This is a genomic window from Paenibacillus brevis (assembly GCF_018919145.1).
GTDB lineage: Bacteria > Bacillota > Bacilli > Paenibacillales > Paenibacillaceae > Fontibacillus > Fontibacillus brevis.
Map to the genome: position 1 here is coordinate 1 of NZ_JAHLQJ010000017.1, position 21,023 is coordinate 21,023.

At 49.0% G+C, this 21,023-nt stretch carries 16 protein-coding genes; 12 read left to right on the forward strand and 4 right to left on the reverse strand.

Going from position 1 to position 21,023, the window contains the following annotated elements; translation table 11 throughout:
• The first annotated feature begins 203 nt into the window (after nucleotides 1-203).
• The 4 genes from KQJ23_RS18105 (at nucleotide 204) to KQJ23_RS18120 (ending at nucleotide 4,676) form a co-directional block, all read left to right on the forward strand.
• A complete protein-coding gene (locus tag KQJ23_RS18105; RefSeq protein ID WP_216480322.1) occupies nucleotides 204-635 on the forward strand; it encodes a MarR family winged helix-turn-helix transcriptional regulator in 432 nt (143 codons plus the stop codon).
• A 79-nt stretch (nucleotides 636-714) separates the two neighbouring features.
• Complete coding sequence (locus KQJ23_RS18110; RefSeq protein WP_216480323.1) at nucleotides 715-2,331, forward strand: MDR family MFS transporter; 1,617 nt, start codon at nucleotides 715-717, stop codon at nucleotides 2,329-2,331.
• 163 nt (nucleotides 2,332-2,494) lie between these two features.
• Nucleotides 2,495-3,454 (forward strand): acetylxylan esterase, encoded by a 960-nt coding sequence (locus tag KQJ23_RS18115; RefSeq protein WP_216480324.1) that lies wholly within the window; start codon nucleotides 2,495-2,497, stop codon nucleotides 3,452-3,454.
• A gap of 37 nt (nucleotides 3,455-3,491) precedes the next feature.
• Nucleotides 3,492-4,676, forward strand: coding sequence for an MFS transporter (locus KQJ23_RS18120; RefSeq protein ID WP_249529884.1), 1,185 nt, complete (start codon nucleotides 3,492-3,494; stop codon nucleotides 4,674-4,676).
• A 103-nt stretch (nucleotides 4,677-4,779) separates the two neighbouring features.
• Here KQJ23_RS18120 and KQJ23_RS18125 read toward each other — a convergent pair whose 3' ends face one another.
• Complete coding sequence (locus KQJ23_RS18125; protein ID WP_216480325.1) at nucleotides 4,780-5,403, reverse strand: acetate uptake transporter; 624 nt, start codon at nucleotides 5,401-5,403, stop codon at nucleotides 4,780-4,782.
• A 193-nt stretch (nucleotides 5,404-5,596) separates the two neighbouring features.
• Here KQJ23_RS18125 and KQJ23_RS18130 point away from each other — a divergent pair, with 193 nt between their 5' ends.
• From KQJ23_RS18130 to KQJ23_RS18155, 6 genes are all read left to right on the forward strand, one after another.
• A complete protein-coding gene (locus KQJ23_RS18130; protein ID WP_216480326.1) occupies nucleotides 5,597-6,580 on the forward strand; it encodes an aldo/keto reductase in 984 nt (327 codons plus the stop codon).
• A gap of 258 nt (nucleotides 6,581-6,838) precedes the next feature.
• Nucleotides 6,839-8,296, forward strand: coding sequence for a glycoside hydrolase family 30 protein (locus KQJ23_RS18135; protein WP_216480327.1), 1,458 nt, complete (start codon nucleotides 6,839-6,841; stop codon nucleotides 8,294-8,296).
• A gap of 159 nt (nucleotides 8,297-8,455) precedes the next feature.
• Nucleotides 8,456-10,432 (forward strand): AraC family transcriptional regulator, encoded by a 1,977-nt coding sequence (locus KQJ23_RS18140; RefSeq protein WP_216480328.1) that lies wholly within the window; start codon nucleotides 8,456-8,458, stop codon nucleotides 10,430-10,432.
• A gap of 20 nt (nucleotides 10,433-10,452) precedes the next feature.
• On the forward strand, nucleotides 10,453-11,475 hold the full coding sequence (locus KQJ23_RS18145) for a FecCD family ABC transporter permease (RefSeq protein WP_216480393.1): 1,023 nt from the start codon (nucleotides 10,453-10,455) through the stop codon (nucleotides 11,473-11,475).
• The gene (locus KQJ23_RS18150; RefSeq protein ID WP_216480329.1) at nucleotides 11,472-12,482 is read left to right on the forward strand and encodes a FecCD family ABC transporter permease; all 1,011 of its coding nucleotides are present in this window, start codon (nucleotides 11,472-11,474) and stop codon (nucleotides 12,480-12,482) included. The genes KQJ23_RS18145 and KQJ23_RS18150 overlap by 4 nt, the downstream gene beginning before the upstream one ends.
• A gap of 75 nt (nucleotides 12,483-12,557) precedes the next feature.
• Entirely contained in the window at nucleotides 12,558-14,225 is a 1,668-nt protein-coding gene (locus tag KQJ23_RS18155) for an ABC transporter ATP-binding protein (protein WP_216480330.1), read from the forward strand.
• 73 nt (nucleotides 14,226-14,298) lie between these two features.
• On the opposite strand, the gene KQJ23_RS18160 is transcribed toward KQJ23_RS18155, so the two are convergent.
• From KQJ23_RS18160 to KQJ23_RS18170, 3 genes are all read right to left on the reverse strand, one after another.
• On the reverse strand, nucleotides 14,299-15,129 hold the full coding sequence (locus tag KQJ23_RS18160; protein WP_216480394.1) for a carbohydrate ABC transporter permease: 831 nt from the start codon (nucleotides 15,127-15,129) through the stop codon (nucleotides 14,299-14,301).
• Nucleotides 15,129-16,001 (reverse strand): carbohydrate ABC transporter permease, encoded by an 873-nt coding sequence (locus KQJ23_RS18165; RefSeq protein ID WP_216480331.1) that lies wholly within the window; start codon nucleotides 15,999-16,001, stop codon nucleotides 15,129-15,131. The genes KQJ23_RS18160 and KQJ23_RS18165 overlap by 1 nt, the downstream gene beginning before the upstream one ends.
• Nucleotides 16,002-16,077: 76 nt before the next feature.
• A complete protein-coding gene (locus tag KQJ23_RS18170; RefSeq protein WP_216480332.1) occupies nucleotides 16,078-17,397 on the reverse strand; it encodes an ABC transporter substrate-binding protein in 1,320 nt (439 codons plus the stop codon).
• A gap of 199 nt (nucleotides 17,398-17,596) precedes the next feature.
• Here KQJ23_RS18170 and KQJ23_RS18175 point away from each other — a divergent pair, with 199 nt between their 5' ends.
• Together KQJ23_RS18175 and KQJ23_RS24135 are read left to right on the forward strand one after the other, a co-directional pair.
• The gene (locus KQJ23_RS18175) at nucleotides 17,597-19,342 is read left to right on the forward strand and encodes a cache domain-containing sensor histidine kinase (RefSeq protein ID WP_249529885.1); all 1,746 of its coding nucleotides are present in this window, start codon (nucleotides 17,597-17,599) and stop codon (nucleotides 19,340-19,342) included.
• Nucleotides 19,343-19,357: 15 nt separating this feature from the next.
• Nucleotides 19,358-20,866, forward strand: coding sequence for a response regulator (locus KQJ23_RS24135; RefSeq protein ID WP_216480334.1), 1,509 nt, complete (start codon nucleotides 19,358-19,360; stop codon nucleotides 20,864-20,866).
• Nucleotides 20,867-21,023 lie beyond the last annotated feature (157 nt).

Sequence of the window (21,023 nt, forward strand, 5' to 3'; positions counted from 1 at the left end):
AATGTCTCCTGTCCCATAGTGACATTATCTCAGAACAGTTATAGGGTGACATTATCACAGCACAACAACATTTCTATTTATTCTATCTTGACGGCAGAAGCTGAAGGCGTTATATTAGTAAATGCTTTAATAATTCAGTATTAATTTATTTAGTTATAAATTATTAATTAGTTAACTAAATTAAAGGAGGAGGTTTGCTGTCATTGGCAGATCGGGAGGCCATATTTGAAGTTTCATCGATGTTCAGGATGCTGGTTAAGGGGATAACCCATCTATGGAATAGACAGAAGAACGATAACATCAGTTTTCCCCAGTTCAAGATGCTCTATATGCTGAACCGGTGCGGCTCTCTGAAGGTATCCGAGCTTGCAGAGCGGCAAGGCCTTACTTCGGCGGCAATAACCGGACTGACTGACAAGCTGCTGGTGGATGGGTATGTGGAGAGAACCCGCACAGAACAGGATCGACGGGTGGTTATGATCTCGATTACCGAAAAAGGCCGCGAGATGGTCGACAAGCTAAGCGAAAGTCAGCGTGAGACCCTTCTTCAGGTATTTTCTGACCTTAGTGATGAGGATATTGATCATTTGAAGCGGATCTATTCCATTTTGCTTGGAAATCTGGATAAACTGTAGCACGTTCAGATCATTCTATAAGACAGAGAGAAAAAGAAATCAGAACAGGATTCAAGAACAACGAGGTGGAGAGAGAAGAATGGAACATTTAACACAAAAACGTAAATTATCAATTATGGTAGCTGTTATGGCCGCCATGTTCTTTGCCGCGATCAACCAAACGATCGTCAGTACGGCAATGCCGCGTATTATTTCAATACTGGATGGCATGGATTATTACACCTGGACCATCAATATTTATCTGCTGACCTCAACTATTGCTACGGTGCTGGTCGGCAAGCTGTCCGATATGTTCGGACGGAAGCCGTTTATTCTGTTAGGTATATTGCTGTTCATGGTCGGGGCCTTCCTGACAGGAACGTCGGATAATGTATTTCAATTTATTACTTACCGGGGGATTCAAGGGATTGGAGCGGGGATTATCCAGTCGACCGCCTTCACGGCAGTAGGCGACCTGTTCGCGCCGCGCGAGCGCGGGAAGTGGATGGGCTTTATGACCGCCATCTTCGGTTTCTCCAGTGTACTTGGTCCTACGCTAGGCGGATACTTGGTCGATCATCTGGATTGGCACTGGTTGTTCTGGATCTTCCTGCCGCTGGGTGTAGTTGCCTTCATTATGATTCTGACTCTGTTCCCGAAGGTGGAGCGCAAGCCGGGCGAGAAGATCGACCTTCTGGGTTCGCTGTTCATGACAACAACGATTGTCCCATTGTTGCTGGCTTTTTCGTGGGCAGGCACCCAATATTCATGGGGCTCAGCGCAAATTCTGGGGCTGCTGGCAGCAACGATTGCTTCCGGAATTATCTTCGTTATTGTTGAATTGTATTCAAGCAACCCGATCCTGCCTATGCATCTGTTCAAGAACAGTGTAGTTACCATTTCTAATCTTATCGGATTTATTATGAACTTCGGAATGATGGGGGCGTTGATCTACATTTCGTTCTTCGTGCAAGGGGTCATGGGAATCTCCCCGACCTACGCGGGATATGTGACCATGCCGATGTCGATATTCATGGTGATAACAAGTGCAGTGACCGGTCAATTGATCGCTAAATCCGGTAAATATAAACGCTTCGCCCTGATCGGCATGCCGATTATGATTGCCGGGATGGCGTTAATGGTATTCATGAACAGCGTAGGGATGGCGATTGTGAGCATGATCATATTTGGCCTGGGTCTTGGTCTGGGCATGCCGGTCTTCTCATTGGCAACGCAAAATGCCGTGCCTCATAAGGAGCTTGGCGTTGTTACGGCATCCTCCCAGTTGTTCCGTAATCTTGGCGGTACAATCGGGATCGCAGTGATGGGAACGGTCATGTCGAATAGCCTGACTCGTAACCTGAAGAACGCAATGGGCTCAGCCAGCGCAGACCTCAGCGGCCTTGATCCGGAGATTGCCCAGAAGATGGCGTCCTTCGCCAATCCGAACCAGTTGATGAATAAGCCGTTGATCGAACAGACGCAAGCAAGCCTGCCGACAGAGATTCAACCGATGTTTGCTCAATTGATTCAAAGCATCCGCGATATTCTCGGGGATACTTTGTCTCATGTATTCTTGACAGGGACTCTGGTTCTGGTCATTGCCTTCTTCCTTGTCTTTTTCCTGAAGGAGCTGCCGCTTCGCACGTCGAATCAGGCTGCCGCTGCACCCGAGGAACCGGGAAAAGTAACAGGTGAACCTGTAGTATCGGAATAAGGGAGATCTCTTTACAATGATGAAATACCTCCGCCATTTGGCCGGAGGTATTTTTATTTTTAAACAGGTCAAATTGCGAAGAAATATACTTGAAGCACTCAGGCAATTGTTCTATGATTACCATGTGTTTTCGCTTTCATTTTACATATAAGGAGTAGAAACGATGCCGATTATTGATATGCCGATGCCCGAATTAGTGAAATACCAAGGGATCAGCCCCAGGCCGGATGATTTCGATCAATACTGGGCCAGAGCGCTTGCGGAATTGGAAGACGTAGATCCTCAGGTTGAGCTGGTGCCAAGCAACTTTCAGGCTCCACATGCGGAATGCTTCGATTTGTATTTTACAGGCGTGCAGGGGGCGAGAATTCATGCGAAATATGTAAGGCCCAAAGCCGCTACGACTCCGCATCCTGCCGTCCTGCAGTTCCATGGATATGCTTGGAACAGCGGCGATTGGAGCGACAAGCTGGCCTATGCTTCGATCGGTTATTCCATTGCAGCACTGGATTGCCGGGGACAGGGGGGAAGCTCCGAGGATGCCGGACAAGTAAAGGGGACAACACTTCGGGGACATATTATTCGTGGACTTGATGATCATCCGGATAAGCTCTTGTTCCGCCAGATTTTTCTGGATACTGTACAGTTGGCACGAATCGTGATGAGCTTCCCCGAGGTGGATGAGCAGCGTGTTGGAGCGATCGGGGGCTCTCAGGGCGGCGGATTGACCATTGCTTGTGCAGCGCTGGAACCACGGATCAAGCGTCTGGCTCCGGTGTATCCGTTCCTCAGTGATTACCGCCGTGTATGGGAGATGGATCTGGCTAAGGATGCTTATGAGGAGCTTCGAAATTTCTTCCGTTTTCACGACCCGCTGCATACGAGGGAGGAAGAGATATTCAACAAGCTGGGCTATATCGATATCCAGCACTTAGCTGATCGGATTCAAGGCGAGGTGCTGATGGCGGTCGGTCTGATGGATACGATTTGCCCTCCGTCGACCCAATTTGCAGCCTATAATAAGATTCAAGCACCGAAGCAGGTCGAGGTCTATCCCGACTTTGGGCATGAATACCTCCCGGGATTTGGCGACCGGACCCTGCAATTCATGCTTGGACTATAAGAAATGAGGCCATCATAATGGAGCGGAGAGATTGAGGTTGAAGACAGAGATTAAGGATGGGGATCGCAAGGATAAGCAAGTCCTGGTTCTCCGGTGGTTAAATTTTTGGCAGTACGCTATTCTGGCTGTGGTGGCACCGTTCTTGCCGCTTTATTTCTCAAATCAGGGCTATTCTTCTTCACAGATCGGGTTTCTTATGGTTATCGGCCCGTTTGTGGCAAGTCTGGTTCAACCGATGTGGGGGTATGTTAGCGACCGCCTTCAGGCCGTAAAGGCTATCATTTTTGTCTTATGGACCCTCGCTATTGCCAGCAGTGTTGTCTTGTTTCATGCAGGTTCTAATTATGTTCTTACCTTGATATTTGTGCTGGCATTGTACTTTTTCTTTCAGCCGTCCATGCCGCTGGTGGACAGTATATCGGTTCAGTCCGCGTCGCGAAGAGGAATTTCTTATGGCTCGGTACGGTTGTTCGGCTCCATGGGATATACGATGATATCTCTCACAGGAGGCGCGATTCTGGCCTTGCTGGGGGGAATTACCCGCCTGCCCTATTTGTTATGGGCTGTGTGGGCGATCCCCTTGCTGCTGCTCATCTTCCTGAAGGATGAACCGGCTGAGGGCGGCGGTATGACGCTCAAGTCGCTGGGTGCCATTTTCAAGAATAAGTCGTTTCTCTGGTTTCTTGTGCTTGTCTTTATCATTTCGGTACCGCATCGGCTCAATGACGTCATGCTCGGCCTGTATATGAAGGAACTAGGGGCAACGGACTCGATGGTAGGCTGGGCGTGGGCGCTTGCAGCTGCCGTGGAAATTCCGGTGTTCGCTTTGCTGGGCAGATATCTGCACAAAATCCATGAGTTTGCCCTGCTTGGCATTGTCGGTCTTTTATATGCATTACGATGGTTGATATACTATGTAACGGATGAGCCGTGGGTGCTGTTGTTCTTGCAGGCGGGAGCCGCGCTGACCTTTGCAATTTTCTGGTTAGTTGCGATGCACTACGTCGCCCGGGTTCTCCCTCCTGAGCTGGGAGCGACAGGCTTTTCTTTGCTCAGCATGGTATACCTTGGTCTGGCAGGCATGTCAGGCGGATTGATCGGGGGGAGCCTTAACGATTTATATGGCGGAGAGAGTATGTATCTGTTCGCATCGCTGGTTTCCCTCTTAGGGGGAGTGCTCTTTCTGGGAACGCAATATCTCTCTGGACGAAAAAATCGGTAAATTTCTTTGGTTCAGCTTATATAGGATGATCAAAATAATAGCCGTTCTGCCGCGCGTATCGGAGCGCAGCAGGACGGCTATTTTCTAAATATATTGTGAAATCTTATGCCCGTGGCTTGAAAATCCCGAATGGACGTCCTACGGGAAGAAAGCTTCTTCCGAAATGGACGTTCAGCACCGCAGCTCCGGCTCCATAGAGCGAGAGAAGCCCGATACAGAGCTCCGCCCATGCTGCCAGAGCGTGGGAGAATTCAGGAACAATGCCGAAGGCATCCAGACTTAAACCCAGGAACAGGACATCAATCAGCGCAAAAATAAAGAATAGTACTTTATGCGTCTCCATCGCACCGATGGTCATAAATATCGTAAAAATAAGATAGCCGAGGAAGGCGAATCCCAACTGCTTGCCGTCCACGCCGGAAGCAAGCTCAGCCCCGAATACGCCCAGCTTGATCAACCAGCTTGTTCCCATAGCAAACCAGAAAAAGGCGTATGCACCGAATGCGGTCATCCCGAAGGTGTTATTATGCTTGCCGTCCTGAATACTGGCGAATAACTGAGCGAAGGCCCCAAGGAAGATGGCCCACGGAATGGCATAGCTAAGACCTTCGGTCCATCCGAGCTTTTGCGAGGACGCGACCAGGGTAACAATCGCCAGCCCGAATAAGCCGATTCCGCTCGGATCAGCCGTAACGATTTTTACTTGAGTAGATGTTGCGTTGTGCATAGTGTAAGTTGAGCCTCCATAGTTCATTTGCAGCCATTCCTCCGATACCGCGGAATGGACATATGGATGTATTGTAACTGACAACCAGGAGTACGTACAGTGGTTATTTTGATCCAAGACCGCTGCATGTTGCAAAAAAACGTTTTTTTGACTATTCTCTTATTGAGACAGGTAATTAAGGAGAGGGAAAACGTTGAATTATCGTCAATTGGGAGATACAGAATTACGAGTGAGCGAGCTAAGCTTTGGAACATGGGCAATCGGCGGCAGTTGGGGCCATTCCGACGATCAGGAGGCGCTGCGAGGTCTTGCGACAGCGATGGAACAAGGCGTTAACTTTTTTGATACAGCGGATGTCTATGGCTCCGGGCATGCGGAAGAGTTGCTGGCTAAAGCGACAAAAGGCAAAGAGGACGAGATTCATATTGCTACAAAATTTTGCCGAGCGGGCGATATTTATGACCTCAATACGTATTCCGAAGACTCGGTCCGAGCTTATTGTGAGGGCAGCCTGAAGCGACTGCAGCGCGAGCGCCTTGATTTATATCAAATTCATTGTCCGCCACTAGCGGTATTGAAGGATGGTAAGGTGTTCGAGGTGTTGGACAAGCTGCAAGCCGAAGGGAAAATTCGTCACTATGGCGTTAGTGTGGAGACGGTGGAGGAAGGTCAGTTTTGTCTGAGTGCACCTGGAGTGAAAGCGCTTCAAGTTATCTTCAATTTGTTCCGCCAGAAGCCTGCTGAGGAATTATTTGCTGAGGCAAAAGCCGCCGGTGTGGGAATCTTGGCCAGATTGCCGCTGGCTAGCGGCTTGTTGACAGGTAAATTTTCGAAGGATACGAAATTTAGTGAGGACGATCACCGGAATTTCAACGCGAATGGAGAGCAATTTAATGTGGGTGAGACTTTTGCCGGCTTGCCTTTCACTAAAGGGGTAGAACTTGCTTCCCGGTTGTCCTGGATTGCCGAGGGTCGCGGGGACATGGCCCGTGCTTCCATGCGCTGGATTCTTGAGCATCCTGAAGTGACCTGCGTCATTCCTGGATTTAAGAATGTACGTCAGGTGGAAGACAACCTTGGTACGTTGCAGGTTCCGGCGTTTCGTCCCGATGAGCTGGAGCGCCTAAACAATTTTTACAAGACGGAAGTGGCGGGACATATTCGCGGACCTTATTAAGGCGACCGCTTAGCAATCAACACAGGTGATATAGCTTGTGAACAAAGAGCGATACTTTCGGTTCCATGGAGCCTGAGAGGATCGCTTTTTGATCTTTTCGTACAAATGGAATATTAGACTCAGATTAGTTTATCTGGAAAATGCTACTTTAAAAGTTATTTAAAACGTGATATTATCCAATTGTAATCGATTACAAGGGAGGAATTGGAAATGTCATTGGCGGTCTTGTCCAGAAAAGTAGTCAAAAGGAGTTTTTGTATGGCTTTAGCCGGTGGATTAGCTTTATCTTCTTTAATTGCACCGATACATGCTAATGCGGCCGGGGAAGCGGTTGAGGTATGGATTTCAACGTCCGATCCTTCGCAGACGGATTCAGGTCTTAGCACTTCTGCCAGACTGACCCGTAAAGGGGATGTGTCCTTTGGTGCCGATACGGGCAATGTGACTTACAGCATTCGCATCGATGAGAATGCGACGAGGCAGCAAATGGATGGCTTTGGCGTTTCAATTACGGATGCTTCTGCCTGGCTGCTGAATTACAAGCTGGATTCTTCCAAACGTGCGGAGGTCATGGAAAAATTATTTGGTCATAGCGGAATTGGATTAAGCGTGTTGCGTCAGCCGATCGGTGCATCCGATTTTAACTGGGAGGCATATACCTATGCGGATACTCCAAACGATAATAATTTGAACAATTTCTCGATCGGCCGAGATAAGCCGTATATTGTTCCAATGGTGAAGCAGGCATTAGCCAAAAATCCAAACATAAAAGTATTTGCGTCCACCTGGAGCGCACCTGCTTGGATGAAATATTCGAACTCATTAAATGGGGGGAAACTGAAGGCCGAGAATTATCAGACGTTCGCAGATTACTTGAAGAAATTTGTCCAGGCTTACCAAAATGAAGGCATTCCGATCTACGCGATTACCGTGCAAAATGAGCCTTTATATGAAACGTCAAACTACCCGACGATGAAAATGAATGAACAGGATCAAATTGGCGCGATCGGCGATTTTATTGGTCCAACCTTTCAAAGCGCGGGATTAAACACTAAGATCATTACGTTTGACCACAATTATTTAGACTGGGGTTTCCCTAATAAAGTGATCACTGATCTTAAAAATGCCGGAAAAGGCCACTTCGTTTCCGGAAGCGCTTTCCACCACTATGACAGCGGCGATGGCTCGCAAATGACCAGTCTTCATAACGCTCACCCGGATAAGGATATCTGGTTCACCGAAGGCGGCTTCGGAACCTGGAATGATCCGGAGAACGGCACACATTCCGGATTTGATAATATGGCAAACGAATTCATTAACATTACCCGCAACTGGTCGAAGTCGATCATTACGTGGAACGCGGCACTGGATCAACGAAGCGGACCGACGCTGCTAGCGGCGAACAACAGCAATCGCGGGATGATTACGATTCAAAATTCAGATAACCGCAACGATCGGCCTGAGAACATCGTAACGTACAAGAAGCAGTACTATCTGCTCGGGCACTACAGCAAGTTTGTCGTTCCCGGCGCATATCGTGTGGACTCCAATACTTACGGAGATATGAAGAATGTGGCGTTCAAAAACCCGGATGGCTCTAAAGTCATCGTCGTGTATAATCCTCAATCCTTAAGTCAGAACATTAAGATTCAGTGGGGGAACCAAGCGTTTACTTATAACGTCCCTGGAAAATCGATGATGACCTTCAAATGGTAAGGGCAGAGTGGTTATGTTGTCGCATTCTTGGAAAGCGAATCTAAAAATTTATTGACAGTGATAATCATTATCAATAAACTAAAACTGATCGAGTAATCTCACTTTGCAGCTCCTAGAAGGGGCTGTTATTTTTTAGTACCTACAAGGGAGTGAAGAGTGATGCCGGATGAGGAGTGCTTAACCAAACGCTTTACCCCGGAGGTGATCGAGGATGCTATTTGGCAGTGGGCACGCTCATCTATTTCCTTGATTGATATTCGCCATTCGCTGCTTGATCCCGCCGAACCGATCGACGGCTATACAATGCCGACAAGCACGATGCTCTATATTTATGGGGGGAGCGGAGATGTAAGACTGAATCAAACATTCTATCCGTTAGAGCGTTATAATCTGTTTCACGGCGGAAAGGGCACCGAATTGGCGATCTATCCGTCCGGTTCGCAGCTTGAGCTCTACATGGTGTTATATAAAGCAAAGCCTCCTTTATATAAGCGGGAGCCCCACCGATGGAAGGAGCATGCCAAGCCGTTTGAACAAGTGTATGGCTTTTCACCGGGGAATCCTATTTTTTTCACGAAAAGGTTCCATGATCTGTACACTAGCTGGAGCAGAGGCTCGGCGCTCAATCATCTGCATGCCAAGTCTTCCTTCTATCAGCTTGTTCATGAGCTGTATAAGGAGCTGGAAAGGGGAGACATCTCGTATATTGATCCGGATTACGTGGAATGGGTTAAGCAGTATTTGGACAAGCACTTTACGGAGCCGGTTTCCATCCAGCAGCTGTCCGAAATGCTTCCCATAAGCCGCAGTCTATTGAACAAGCTGTTTCGCAAACGCGAGCAGAAAAGCCTTCAGGAGTACTTGAATGAAAAAAGGCTTGAGGCAGCGATGCACGGCTTGCGGCATAGCCGGGCCACAATCCAGGAAATCGCTGCAGGCTGCGGATTCACGGATGAGCTGAACTTGATTCGGATGTTTAAAAAGCAAACCCGAATGACGCCAAGTGAATATAGAAGAAAAATGATAACCGGAATTACCAATAATGATATTGATAATCATTATCACCATCGCTACAATGGGGAAAGGCTAGCTGGACTGGTCAAATCTAAAGAAGATGGGGAGTTATCAATGTTCGGATTATCTGGTAATAAAACAGTCGTTCTTGCGGGAGCTATGAGTGTGATGCTGCTTCTGTCAGCATGCGGCGCTCCAGCTCCAGCCAACAATACAGGCTCGGCAAATTCGGCCTCTGCACAGACACAAGCAGAGACTAACTCAGATGCCACAGCGGCGGAGCAGTCAGCTACTAGAACCGTTCAAACGGTGAAGGGGGAAATCGAGGTGCCAACCAATCCTCAGCGTGTCGTGGTGAACTGGTATGCAGGGGATGTATTTGCACTGGATCTTAACATTGTGGGCTATTATTGCTGGGCCCAAGAAACAATGCCTTTCTATGATAAAATGATGGACTCCACCAAGATAGAGAATTGGGAGCGCGAGGATGTCATGGCATTGGATCCGGATTTGATCGTTACTTATGATGAGGCGGATTTTGACAAGTTCAACAGCATTGCCCCTGTGCTTGTTGTTCCGGAGGGAGACATTACCTCACTCGAACGGGTGAAGATTCTTGGAGAAGCAACAGGCCGTGAGGATCTGGCGAATGACGCCGTAGCGACCTTTGAAGCCAAGCTTGCCGAAGCCAAGGAGAAGTTTAAAGGGGAAGCCTTTGAAGGCAAGACATTCAGCATTTTGGAGGATTGGGGTCCTTCCGGTGATTGGAGCGGCATTGGCTACGAGACTGACTCCCGCGGCGGCACATTAGTCTATCATCACTTGGGCCTGGGCATTCCTCAGAAGCTGCAAGAGCTGATTGACAGCGGTCAGGGAAGGGGAACGCTCAGCTATGAAGTTGCCCATGAATACTTCGGGGATTATATTCTGTGGTTCCGTAAAGAAGGAGTGGAATCTGAATATCAAAAGACGGAGATCTGGAAAAGCATTCCGGCTGTAATTGAAAATCATGTGGTTGAAATTCCGGGTAACTATCAAGGTCTATTCTATTACTCCGATGTATTAAGTCTGACTGCACAGCTTGATTATATGGTGGATGCCATTAATTCAGTAGCAGAATAATATTGAAAGGAATATCTGCGATGAATGCTCCCCTCGTCAAGCTTCGGGGTAAGGCACGATTTGCTATGTATATGCTTGGAGGTTGCATATTACTGGTGCTCGTATCGGCGGCCTCCATTGCTTTTGGCGCCGCTGATATGAGCATGTCGACCGCATGGGCAGCCATTGTTCATTTTGATCCGGCCGTGACGGAGCACAACATTATCCGTACCTTCCGGGTTCCAAGAACCGCGGCTGATATTATGGTCGGCTGCAGCCTGGCCATCTGCGGAGCCATTATGCAAGGCACCACCCGGAATTCGCTCGCCGATTCCGGGTTAATGGGGATCAGCTCAGGAGCAACCTTTTCTATCGCGCTGTGCATGGCTTTTTTGCCGGACCGGACTTATGTTACTACTATGATATTCGCTTGTCTCGGCGCGGCTGTCGCTACGGGAATCACTTATTTCGTCGCTTCACTTGGGAAGAGAGGGATGACGCCGCAACGGCTGGTTCTGGCCGGGATTTCGATTTCGATGCTCTTCGGCGCCTTTTCCCAATACATATCTATCCGCTATCGTTTGGGACAGGCATTGGCTTTCTGGACAGCGGGAGCAACAGCAGGGGCCAAATGGGAAGAGCTGGCGCTGGTTGCGCCTGTATTCCTGTTTGGTGTCCTTGTTGCACTTGCCCTGTCACCTTCGGTGACCGTAATGAGCCTTGGTGAGGATGTGGCGTCCGGACTAGGGTTGAAGACTCGGGTAGTCCAAGGCTTTTCTACGATTGTAGTGTTGTTGTTGACCGGTATTTCCGTCATTGTGGTGGGGCCTGTAGGCTTTATCGGCCTAATTACCCCTCATATTGCGAGAAGTCTGGTCGGTGTGGATTACCGCTACATTATTCCGGCATCCGGTGTCTTTGGCGCATTGCTTACCGTGTCGGCTGATCTGGTCGGCCGGTTAATTAACAAGCCCTTTGAGACGCCGTTGGGTGTTGTCCTTGCCGTCATCGGGGTGCCGTATTTCCTCTATCTGGTTCGCAAGCAGAGGAGGGAATTCGAATGAAGGAGCGGCATGGTGCGTTAAGACGCGGAATCATGATTATTCTGGTTATGCTGGCTCTAACGCTGATCATAGCCGTAATCGGTATGAATTCGGGGAAAATGAATATTTCTCCGGGGGATGTGTTGAACGTTCTCCTCGGCAAGGGAACCGATAAACAAAATTTGATTGTCTATGAATTTCGGCTTCCCCGCATTGTTCTTGCTATACTCGTAGGAATTGGCATGGGGGCCGCGGGTTGTATCATGCAGAGCTTGCTCCGCAACGATATGGCAAGTCCGGGGACGCTGGGGATCAGCTCGGGTTCGGGACTGTTTGTGCTGGTATTTGTAGTCCTCTTTTCCGCAAAAGGAATTTCATCCGCAATGATGCTTCCGCTTCTATCCTTTATCGGAGGAATGACCGCAGCGGCGATCATCTTTCTGCTATCCTTTCGGCGGGGCAGGGAGCTGTCGCCTACAGGGCTGATTCTGAACGGGGTAGCTCTGTCCAGCGGTTATAGCGCATTTACGATCATGCTGACGTTAAGGCTGGATGATAAGCAAATGGACTTCATGCTGAGATGGAGTGCGGGCGATCTCTGGGGAGATGACTGGAGGTACCTGTCCATCCTGCTTCCCTGGACGCTCATACTTTGCGGTTACATTTTTTACAGATCCAAAACATTAAACCTGATGCAGTTGGGTACCCAGACGGCAACGGGGTTAGGGGTTGCAGTCAAGCCGGAATTTATCGGCATTTCTATTGCTGCGGTAGCCTTGTCTTCTGGGAGTGTGGCGCTTGGCGGGAACTTCTTCTTTGTCGGCCTGATCGCACCCCATCTAGCTAGAAGGCTGGTTGGACCGAACCACAAGCTGCTGCTGCCGGCTTCCTGCCTGGCCGGCTCGATGATTGTCCTGTTAGCAGACACGATTACTCGTACAGTCAGCTTCGGAACGGATGTGCCTACAGGCATTATCATCACGATTCTTAGCACACCGTACTTTTTATACCTTTTGTCCAAGGCATAGTCAAGGAGAGGAAGTGATCTCATCAAGACCCTGGTTCGTTTTTTTTCGTATTATAAGCCTTATAAGTGGCTGTTTATGCTTGATTTCGGCAGCGCCATTATGGCCGCTTTGCTTGAGCTGGCTTTCCCGCTGGCAATTAACGTGATCATTGACGATTTCTTGCCTGCAGGCGATTGGAAATGGATTTTTTGGGCCGGATTGATTCTGCTCGCTGTCTATGTGCTCAGCTCCGTATTTCACTTTGTGATTACTTATCATGGGCATAAATTAGGGATTAATATCGAGACGGATATGCGGCGCAAGCTGTTCGAACGGGTGCAGCGCTTGTCTTTCCGCTTCTTCGATAACAACAAGACAGGCCACCTGGTCTCCCGGATGACCAATGATGTGATGGATATGGGGGAAGTAGCCCACCACGCGCCTGAGGATTTGTTCATTGCCATCATGACGCTGTTAGGGGCATTGGGGATCATGCTGGGCATCAATTGGCAGCTTGCGGTGCTGACCTTCGTCATCGTTCCATTCATGATTGGCATATCCCTGTATTTTTCAAGCAAGATGAATCGGGCGTTCCGCAAGATGTTTGAAGACATTGCGGATTACAATGCCCGGGTTGAGAATAACGTAAGCGGCATGCGTGTGGTTCAGGCGTTTGCCAATGAGCCGTATGAGATTGAGAAATTCAGAAAAAGCAATGAGCAATTCCGGCTGACGAAATTATTGACCTACAAAGTGATGGCTTGGCATTCATCGATCAGCTTCATTATGTTGAAGTTCGTATCCCTGTTCGTCATCGTATGCGGCTCCTGGTTTGTGATTGAAGGCAGTATGAGCTACGGTGATTTTATGGCCTTTATTCTGTTGTCCAACGTATTTCTCGGGCCGATTCGTACGATCAACTCCATGATTGAGACGATTCCAAAAGGCTTGGCCGGTTTCAGAAGATTTGAAGAGCTGCTGGATACGGAATCAGACGTCAAGGAGCAGGCAGGGGCTCATGAAGCAACTACGCTGGCTGGGGAAATCAGCTATCGGAACGTCAGCTTCGGCTACGAGTCGGGCAAGCGGATCGTTGAGAAGCTGAATCTCAGCATCCGGGCCGGGGAGTCGGTGGCTCTGGTTGGCCCATCCGGCGGAGGCAAGACGACGATCTGCAGCTTGCTGCCAAGGTTCTATGATGTGGAGGAAGGGCAGATCCTGATTGATGGAATAGATATTCGCGAGCTGACGCTGAGCAGTCTGCGGGGCCGGATTGGGATTGTGCAGCAGGATGTCTTCCTGTTCGACGGATCGATCCGTGAAAATATTGAGTATGGCAGATTGGGAGCCAGCGAAGAGGAAATCTGGCAGGCTGCAGAGCGGGCTCAATTGGCTGAAATGATCCGGTCCATGCCGGAAGGGCTGGATACGATGATCGGCGAACGCGGCGTGAAGCTGTCAGGCGGTCAGAAGCAGCGGTTGTCCATTGCACGAATCTTCCTGAAGAATCCGCCTATTCTCATTCTGGATGAGGCGACATCGGCTCTGGATACCGAGACAGAGGCTTCGATCCAGCTGGCGCTGTCCGAGCTGTCCAGAGGGCGCACGACGTTTATTATTGCGCATCGGCTTACAACGGTACGAAATGCGGATCGCATTCTGGTCGTTGCAGACAAAGGCATCGCCGAGGATGGCACGCATGAGCAATTGATCCAGCGTAATGGAATTTATAGCAGGCTGCACGGAGAAGTGCTATCGATGTAAGGATGAAGTGAAAAAGGGTCCCTATTCCGTCAGCTAAGCTGACGGACTTTGGGGACCCCTTCTTTTGTATTGCTCAGCCCTTGACCGCACCTGCGGTTAAGCCGCTGACGATATACTTTTGACCAAACAAATACAGGATAAAGACAGGAAGCGAGGTCAGTACCAGATTTGCGAAGATCAGGTTCCAGTCCCGGCTAAATTTGCCGTAGAAATTATAGATGGATAACGGCATGGTCCAGGTTGAGCTGTCGGTCAAAAAGTAGAGCGGAATCGTAATATCATTCCAGACCGACATGAACACCATGATCGCTACAGTGGCATTGACGGGCAGGATCAACGGGGTAACAATCCGGAAGAATACACTGAAGACGCCGGCACCCTCCAGAAAGGCAACCTCGTCCAGTGCCTTCGGTATAGTCTTGATAAATCCGCTGTACAGAAATACGCTAAAGGCCGTATTCAACGAGGCGTAAATGAGAATAACGCTAGTTACGCTGCCGTAGAAGCCCATCCATTGAACGATGCGAATCGTAGTAATGGTGGACATCGGGGCAATCAGCCCCATAAAGAAATACATGTACAGGGTATTCGCAAATTTGGTCTCCCGCCGTGCCAGAATAAAGGATGCAGCCGAGGAAGCAACAATATTGATGACGGATGAGATGCCCGTGATTACAACACTATTCAGGAAGGCCCTTCCGATGCCTCCCTCTCTAAATACCGTCATATAGTTGGAGAACATCCACTTCTTGGGGAACTTCAAGGAGAAGTCCAATACTTCAGCGCTGGTCTTGAAGGAGCCGATAATCATGATCATCACAGGCAGCAAGATCAGCAGGGAAGAAAGCAGCAAGAAGCTTTCAACGATATAGTTGCGGATTTTAAGTTTGCGTGAGAATCCCATCATTCAGCGACCTCCTTTCGCCGCATGAAGATTAACAGCGGAATCGCAGTAATGGTGACGGCCACGAAGAGCAAGGTGTTGATGGCGGTGCCCAGTCCCCAGTTGCCTTCCCCGAAGGCACGCAAAATAATGGTACCCACCACCTGGGAAGCGTTGCCTGGCCCTCCGCCGGTAAGGACGAAGACCTCGGAGAACACTTTGAGTCCGCCGATCAGGGTGAGCATCACGTTAATATTGATTGCAGGGAGCAGTAAAGGAAGCGTGATATTCGTGAATTTCTTCCAGGAGCCTGCACCGTCAATCGTGGCAGCCTCGTAATATTCGTTGGAAATGGACTGCAGGCCAGCCAAATAGATCGCCATCTGGAATCCGGCATGCTGCCATATTGAAATCATAGCAATGGTGAAGACGACGATATTCGGGTTGGTCAGCCAGGCTTGAGATAGAGAGTGAAGCCCGAGCGTATCGAATACATGGTTCAGCGTACCTTCTGTTCTTAAAATCGGCGTAAAGATGATTCCAATAACAAGAATGCTAAGAATGGATGGCGAGTAAAAAATAGCGCGCAGAAGGTTGCGGGTTCTCAGCTTCATATTTAAAGCGACCGCGAGCGCAATTCCGACCAAATTTTTGCCGAGCACGGTCACTACTGCGAAGATCAGCGTGTTCTTGAGCGCAAGGATCAGTGTCTTATCCGAAAAAATGGTCCGGAAGTTGTTCCAGCCGATGAATTCCAGTGTCAACCGATCCATCCGCCAGTCCGTAAAGGAATAGTAGAAGCCTGCAAAGGCAGGTATGACGAAGAAAACCGAGTAAATCAACAAAGCAGGCAACACTAGATAATAAGAGTAGAGTTGCTTGGTTGTTTTCATTTCTCACACCCCATTTGTGCCAGTGGCAGCACAAGATCCGCTTTCGCAGAAATTATGCTGCCATTGCACTGTCTATTTAGAAGCCAGGAACTTGCTTGTCTGTCATCAGTTGATTAAACTTCTCATCCCATGCCTTGAGCAGCTCCTCCGGCGTCATGCCTCCCGCGAACTGATCTTGAAGCATCCGGTACAATTCGTTACGGTCAACCAGCATGTAAGCATCAGTGGTCAATACCGTTCTCTTCGGAGTAATGTAGAGGTCTACGATCTCCTGTTTGTACTCGGGCAATGCCGGTGTCGTTACATCGCTAAAGTTGGATACATAGCCTTTGGAATCTACGATTTGCTGAGCAATTTCTTTGGAAGCCATGAAGTCCAGGAATTTCTTTGCTTCTTCGATGTGCTTGGCTGTCTTCGGAATGAACAGCTGTCCGCCCAGCGGACTGGCTCCGAGACTAGGGTTGTCGATGGCCGGGATCGGGAAGACGCCCAATCTCATATTAGGATCTTGTTGCGCTACCCCTTCAATCAGCCAATCACCCATGAACATCATAGCGACTTCTTTATTGAGGAATTTGCCTACGGCCATGTCATAGCTGTCACTGAGGACGTCGGTGTTGGTGTATCCCATTTTATAGATGTCATATTGCTGCTGCAGAAAGGTCTGGAATTCAGGAATGTCCGACCATTTCCGCTTGTTGTTGTTCAGTTCGTCAAAGAAGGTCGGGTCGGTCTTGGAGACAAAATCTGCAAATGCAGCTGCCGGCCAGATGTTAATCGCCCAGTTGTCCTTGTAAGGCATAAAGACGGGCGTGGTGCCGCTCTCCTTGATCTTTTCACATACGGCAAGAAATTCTTCATAATTATTCGGAATGGAGAGTCCCAGCTCTTCGAAAATATCTTTATTATAGACGACACCCTGCATCCCGGTATCTTGACTGACATGGAAGCTGTAAATGTGGCCATAGGCAGACAGCACATCCTTATTTAATAGCCGGCTGGCCCAAGGCTCATCATCAAGAATCTCGAAGTTGCGCTCCAGGTTCAGGTCCGTGGTAGCACTCGCCAGGTTGTATTGGATAATGTCAGGCGCTTCCTCAACGGCGAGTTTGGTCTGAAGCACGGTTGTTGTCTGTTCCGCGGGAATCAATTGCAGATTCACCTTGATATTGGTCTGCTTCTCAAACTCATCGAGCAGATCCTGTTGAATAAAGGCCGAGTCCTGCGAGCTTTTGGAAATGGCCAGCTCAATCGTTACTTTTTTTCCGCTGCTCTCTTTAGCTGCCGAATGATCTCCCGCACCACCGGATTTGGAGCCTCCGGAACCACAGGCGGCCAACGCGAAGGCCAACAAGCCAGCGGTGAGTATTCCTGCTGCTTTCCTTCCTTTTCTCATAAAGAACATCCCCCTAACCTCTAATTGAATGCGCTTACAGGTAAAGTATAGAATGGATTTCCGACAGGGTACATGTTTGTACATGACAAATGATGTGTAAAATTCTGAACTTGAAACCGTTGTCAAATTTTGCGGAATAATGGTACATTTGATGCAAAGCGCAGGATGAAAGAGAGGGTTGCCCATGGTCAAGAGGTTGATGGACCGATTTCATTTTAGTCTTCAAACGAGGGTGTTTTTAACGCTTGTCATCCTGCTTCTGTTTGTATTGGGGTGCTTCATGATCTATGTGAACCAGATGGTGATTTCCCCATTGAAGGAAAGGACCTTGGAAGAAAAAATCGAGACAGTCGCCGGCATAAGCGGACAGATTGATTTCTATATTGACAGCCAAAATCAGCTGTCCCAGCGAATTTTGTCCAGTAAGGATGTATTCGCAATTCTAGAGAAGAGAAATCAGTCCGTACCGTTGGTGGAAAGATTGCAACAGAACCGAAAGCTGCTCGATATTATGTTTCAGGCCATTGGGCCGCGAACGAATATCAAGGATATGACCATTTACGACCTGGAGGGCAGACCGCTTTTATCCTATATCGGCATGGGGACAAACCCGCAGATGCTTCAGTTGCCGCTGGTTGACGGAAGATCAGATACGGCTTGGAATGGTGTCGGCTTCTTGCTGCGTCATCAGGACAGCGATCTGTCTTTTATCCGCGCGATTTCGAATCAGAATGGCCGGGTGTACGGGTACTTATCGATTCAATTGGATGAGTCCTATATCGAGCGGATTACGGAAGGGGCAGCCCTTGGTGCCGTGCATGTGCTTGACGGAAGCGGGAACAGGATATCCGGCAACTCCGATCATGAACATATTGAACTGACAACCGTTGCGGACGGGCAGGGCGTATATGTGGACCCGTATAAGAACTACATCGCCTATTACCAATCTCCGGGCACAGGATGGACCGCCTATCTCGTTACTCCCAAGCAGGATGTGACCGGGCCTATCAATTCGATTATCAAAGTATCCGTGCTGCTCATTACGTTATTAATGCTGGTTTCATTCGTTTATATTTACCTGTCTACCCGCAATCTGTTGCTCCCGATTCGCAGGCTGCGCAGTCAGATATGGCGGCTTAGCTACAGCAATATGAATATTAAGCAGGATTACTCCCGGCGCCAAAATAATGAATTGATTTTGCTGAATGAGGCCTTTCAGGACCTGATGAACCGGCTGCAGGAATCGATTGAACGGGAAAAGGCGGCCTTGCATGAAGAGGTAAAGGCGCGGAATTCGGCCCTTCAAGCCCAGATTGCCCCTCACTTTATTCACAATGTTCTCTATTTGATCAGCATCGCGGCCCAAGAGGGGAAGAGTCATCTCGTATCGGACATGTGCAAGCATCTATCAGATAGCCTGCGGTATATTGTGTCCTCCCCTTATGCTCATGTCACCTTGGCGGAGGAACTGGAGCATACCAGGCATTACCTGTCTTTGGTGCAGCAGAAGTACGAAGAGGATCTTGTCTGGGAGATCCATGCGGACGCCTTGTCGCACAGTATTCAACTGCCGAGACTGACGATTCAGCCCTTCGTCGAGAACTGCATTGAGCATGCTTTTCTCGAAAAGAGCCCTCCCTGGCGGATCAAGATTACAGTCAAGCAATTCAATGGACTGTGGGTGCTGGAGATTAAAGATAACGGGTCCGGATTCCATCCGGACAAGATCAAGCAGATCAAAGATAGTCTCGGGATAACGGATTCGGGAATCCTTGAAGGAAGAAACGACCATGTGTCGATTGGAAATATGGGCATTATCAACAGCGTTCATCGCTTGAAGCTGATGTACCAGAACCGGCTGTTTTTTAATATCTTTAATCATGCGGATGGAGAAGAGGGGGCTACGGTTCAGATTATCGGGTCCCTTACAAGAGAGTTCTACTAAAAGGAGGCGGGGATCGTGTATCGAGTACTCATTGCGGAAGACAGCAAGCCGATTTTGCGGAATATTCAGTCTCTGCTCACTTCATTGGAGTTGCCGCTGGAGCTTGCCGCCAAGGCCGCGAATGGAGAAGAAGCGTTGGAGCTGATCCGTAAACAGCACTTTGATCTGCTGCTGACGGATATCCGCATGCCAAAAATGGATGGTCTCACGCTCATTGAGCAAGCTAAGCAGCTTCATCCCCGCCTGCTCGCGGTTCTTATCAGCGGCTACAATGACTTTGAGTACACGCGTAAAGCGATTAACCTGCAGGTCTTTGATTACTTGCTGAAGCCGGTGGAGCGTAAGCAGCTTGCGGAGGTGATGGGGCGGGCAATGGAGCAGCTCAACGGCCAAGGTCATGAAGAGCTTGAGAGCTGGAAAGAAATTGTTGATCTGCGGGAAGTACCGGATACAGATCGGAAAGGGCTGCAGCTTTACGGGAATAACCTGCTGATTTTACAAAAGCAGCCTTTTACTAAGGGGAGCACAGCCTGGAGCAGACAAGCCGTTCAACAATACACGGCTGAATTTTTCAAGCTGCATGGCTGCCTCGTCTACCCGTCTTGGAATCCCAAGCAGATGCTGGCTGTCGTTCCCAAAGCGGCGATGGAAGGGTACGGATCGTTGAATGAGTGTGCGAACAAGCTGCGTAAGCATCTGGAGCAGCACGGGCTGCCGGTATCTATAGTAGGGCGGAGCCAGTCGCCGGAGCCGGGCATGCTGAAGGCGGTCTATCACCAGATGTCGGATTTGCTTCAGGCGCGTCTGCGGATCAAGCAAAGTATCGTTCTAGATGGGGACCATGCCGTCCCTCAATCTCAATCGGACTCGGATCAGGAAAGCATGGAGAGAGAGCTTCTGACAAGCTTCACGGATATGCTGCGGGGATACCGCAAGGAGCAGCTTCTGTTGAAGGGGAAGGAGCAAATGTCCAGATGGGCGGAGGAGGATTCTCGGCTGGCTCAGCTGGAGCGATTTATCCGTATGCTTACTGAAGCCTTCATGCAAGCAGGAGCAGAGCTGGATACCGACATCCGGATAAGTATGGAACATGAGGCCAGACATCTGTTGAATGCGGATAGTTATGAAGACTTCAGCATCCGATTCGAGGCCTGGTTGAAGCAAGTCTTCGAGCAGTTGCAATCCCTTCGTCGTAAAAGCGCGGAGGAGTTGTTCCGGCAAATTGACCAGTACACCCGAGGCAATTTATATTCCCAGCTTTCAATTACGGATGTAGCCCGAAAGTTCCATGTGAGCCCCTCTTATGTCAGCAGAATTATGAAGAGATATGCGGAGAGCTCTTTTGTGCAGTATTACACCCGCTTGAAAATCACTGAAGCCTGCAGGCTGATGGCTGACAGAAGCGATATGAAGGTGAAGGAGATTTCGGACGCCCTGTCTTTTAGCGACCAGCATTATTTCTCCAAAGTATTCAAAGAATATACCGGATTATGTCCTACTGATTATAGGGAAAAGCAAGTGTAATCCAAAGGTCGTTTCAGGATGCTTGTCTAGCATGGTGGAGCGGCTTTTTGTTGTGCATCTGTGCATGTGCTGCTTCTGCCCGGTTGCTTATTTGTATTCATTTTTCGGGAAAGCAAACCGATATAAATTTTAGAATATCGAAAATAAAGTCACTTTA

Excerpts from the sequence above, each read along its gene's own strand:
- KQJ23_RS18160 (WP_216480394.1), bottom strand. The coding sequence starts at position 15,129 with ATGGGATTCTCACGCAAACTTAAAATCCGCAACTATATCGTTGAAAGC.
- KQJ23_RS18145 (WP_216480393.1), top strand. The coding sequence starts at position 10,453 with ATGAATGCTCCCCTCGTCAAGCTTCGGGGTAAGGCACGATTTGCTATG.
- KQJ23_RS18135 (WP_216480327.1), top strand. The coding sequence starts at position 6,839 with ATGGCTTTAGCCGGTGGATTAGCTTTATCTTCTTTAATTGCACCGATA.
- KQJ23_RS18155 (WP_216480330.1), top strand. The coding sequence starts at position 12,558 with ATGCTTGATTTCGGCAGCGCCATTATGGCCGCTTTGCTTGAGCTGGCT.
- KQJ23_RS18165 (WP_216480331.1), bottom strand. The coding sequence starts at position 16,001 with ATGAAAACAACCAAGCAACTCTACTCTTATTATCTAGTGTTGCCTGCT.
- KQJ23_RS18125 (WP_216480325.1), bottom strand. The coding sequence starts at position 5,403 with ATGCACAACGCAACATCTACTCAAGTAAAAATCGTTACGGCTGATCCG.
- KQJ23_RS18150 (WP_216480329.1), top strand. The coding sequence starts at position 11,472 with ATGAAGGAGCGGCATGGTGCGTTAAGACGCGGAATCATGATTATTCTG.
- KQJ23_RS18110 (WP_216480323.1), top strand. The coding sequence starts at position 715 with ATGGAACATTTAACACAAAAACGTAAATTATCAATTATGGTAGCTGTT.
- KQJ23_RS18115 (WP_216480324.1), top strand. The coding sequence starts at position 2,495 with ATGCCGATTATTGATATGCCGATGCCCGAATTAGTGAAATACCAAGGG.
- KQJ23_RS18170 (WP_216480332.1), bottom strand. The coding sequence starts at position 17,397 with ATGAGAAAAGGAAGGAAAGCAGCAGGAATACTCACCGCTGGCTTGTTG.
- KQJ23_RS18175 (WP_249529885.1), top strand. The coding sequence starts at position 17,597 with ATGGACCGATTTCATTTTAGTCTTCAAACGAGGGTGTTTTTAACGCTT.
- KQJ23_RS18140 (WP_216480328.1), top strand. The coding sequence starts at position 8,456 with ATGCCGGATGAGGAGTGCTTAACCAAACGCTTTACCCCGGAGGTGATC.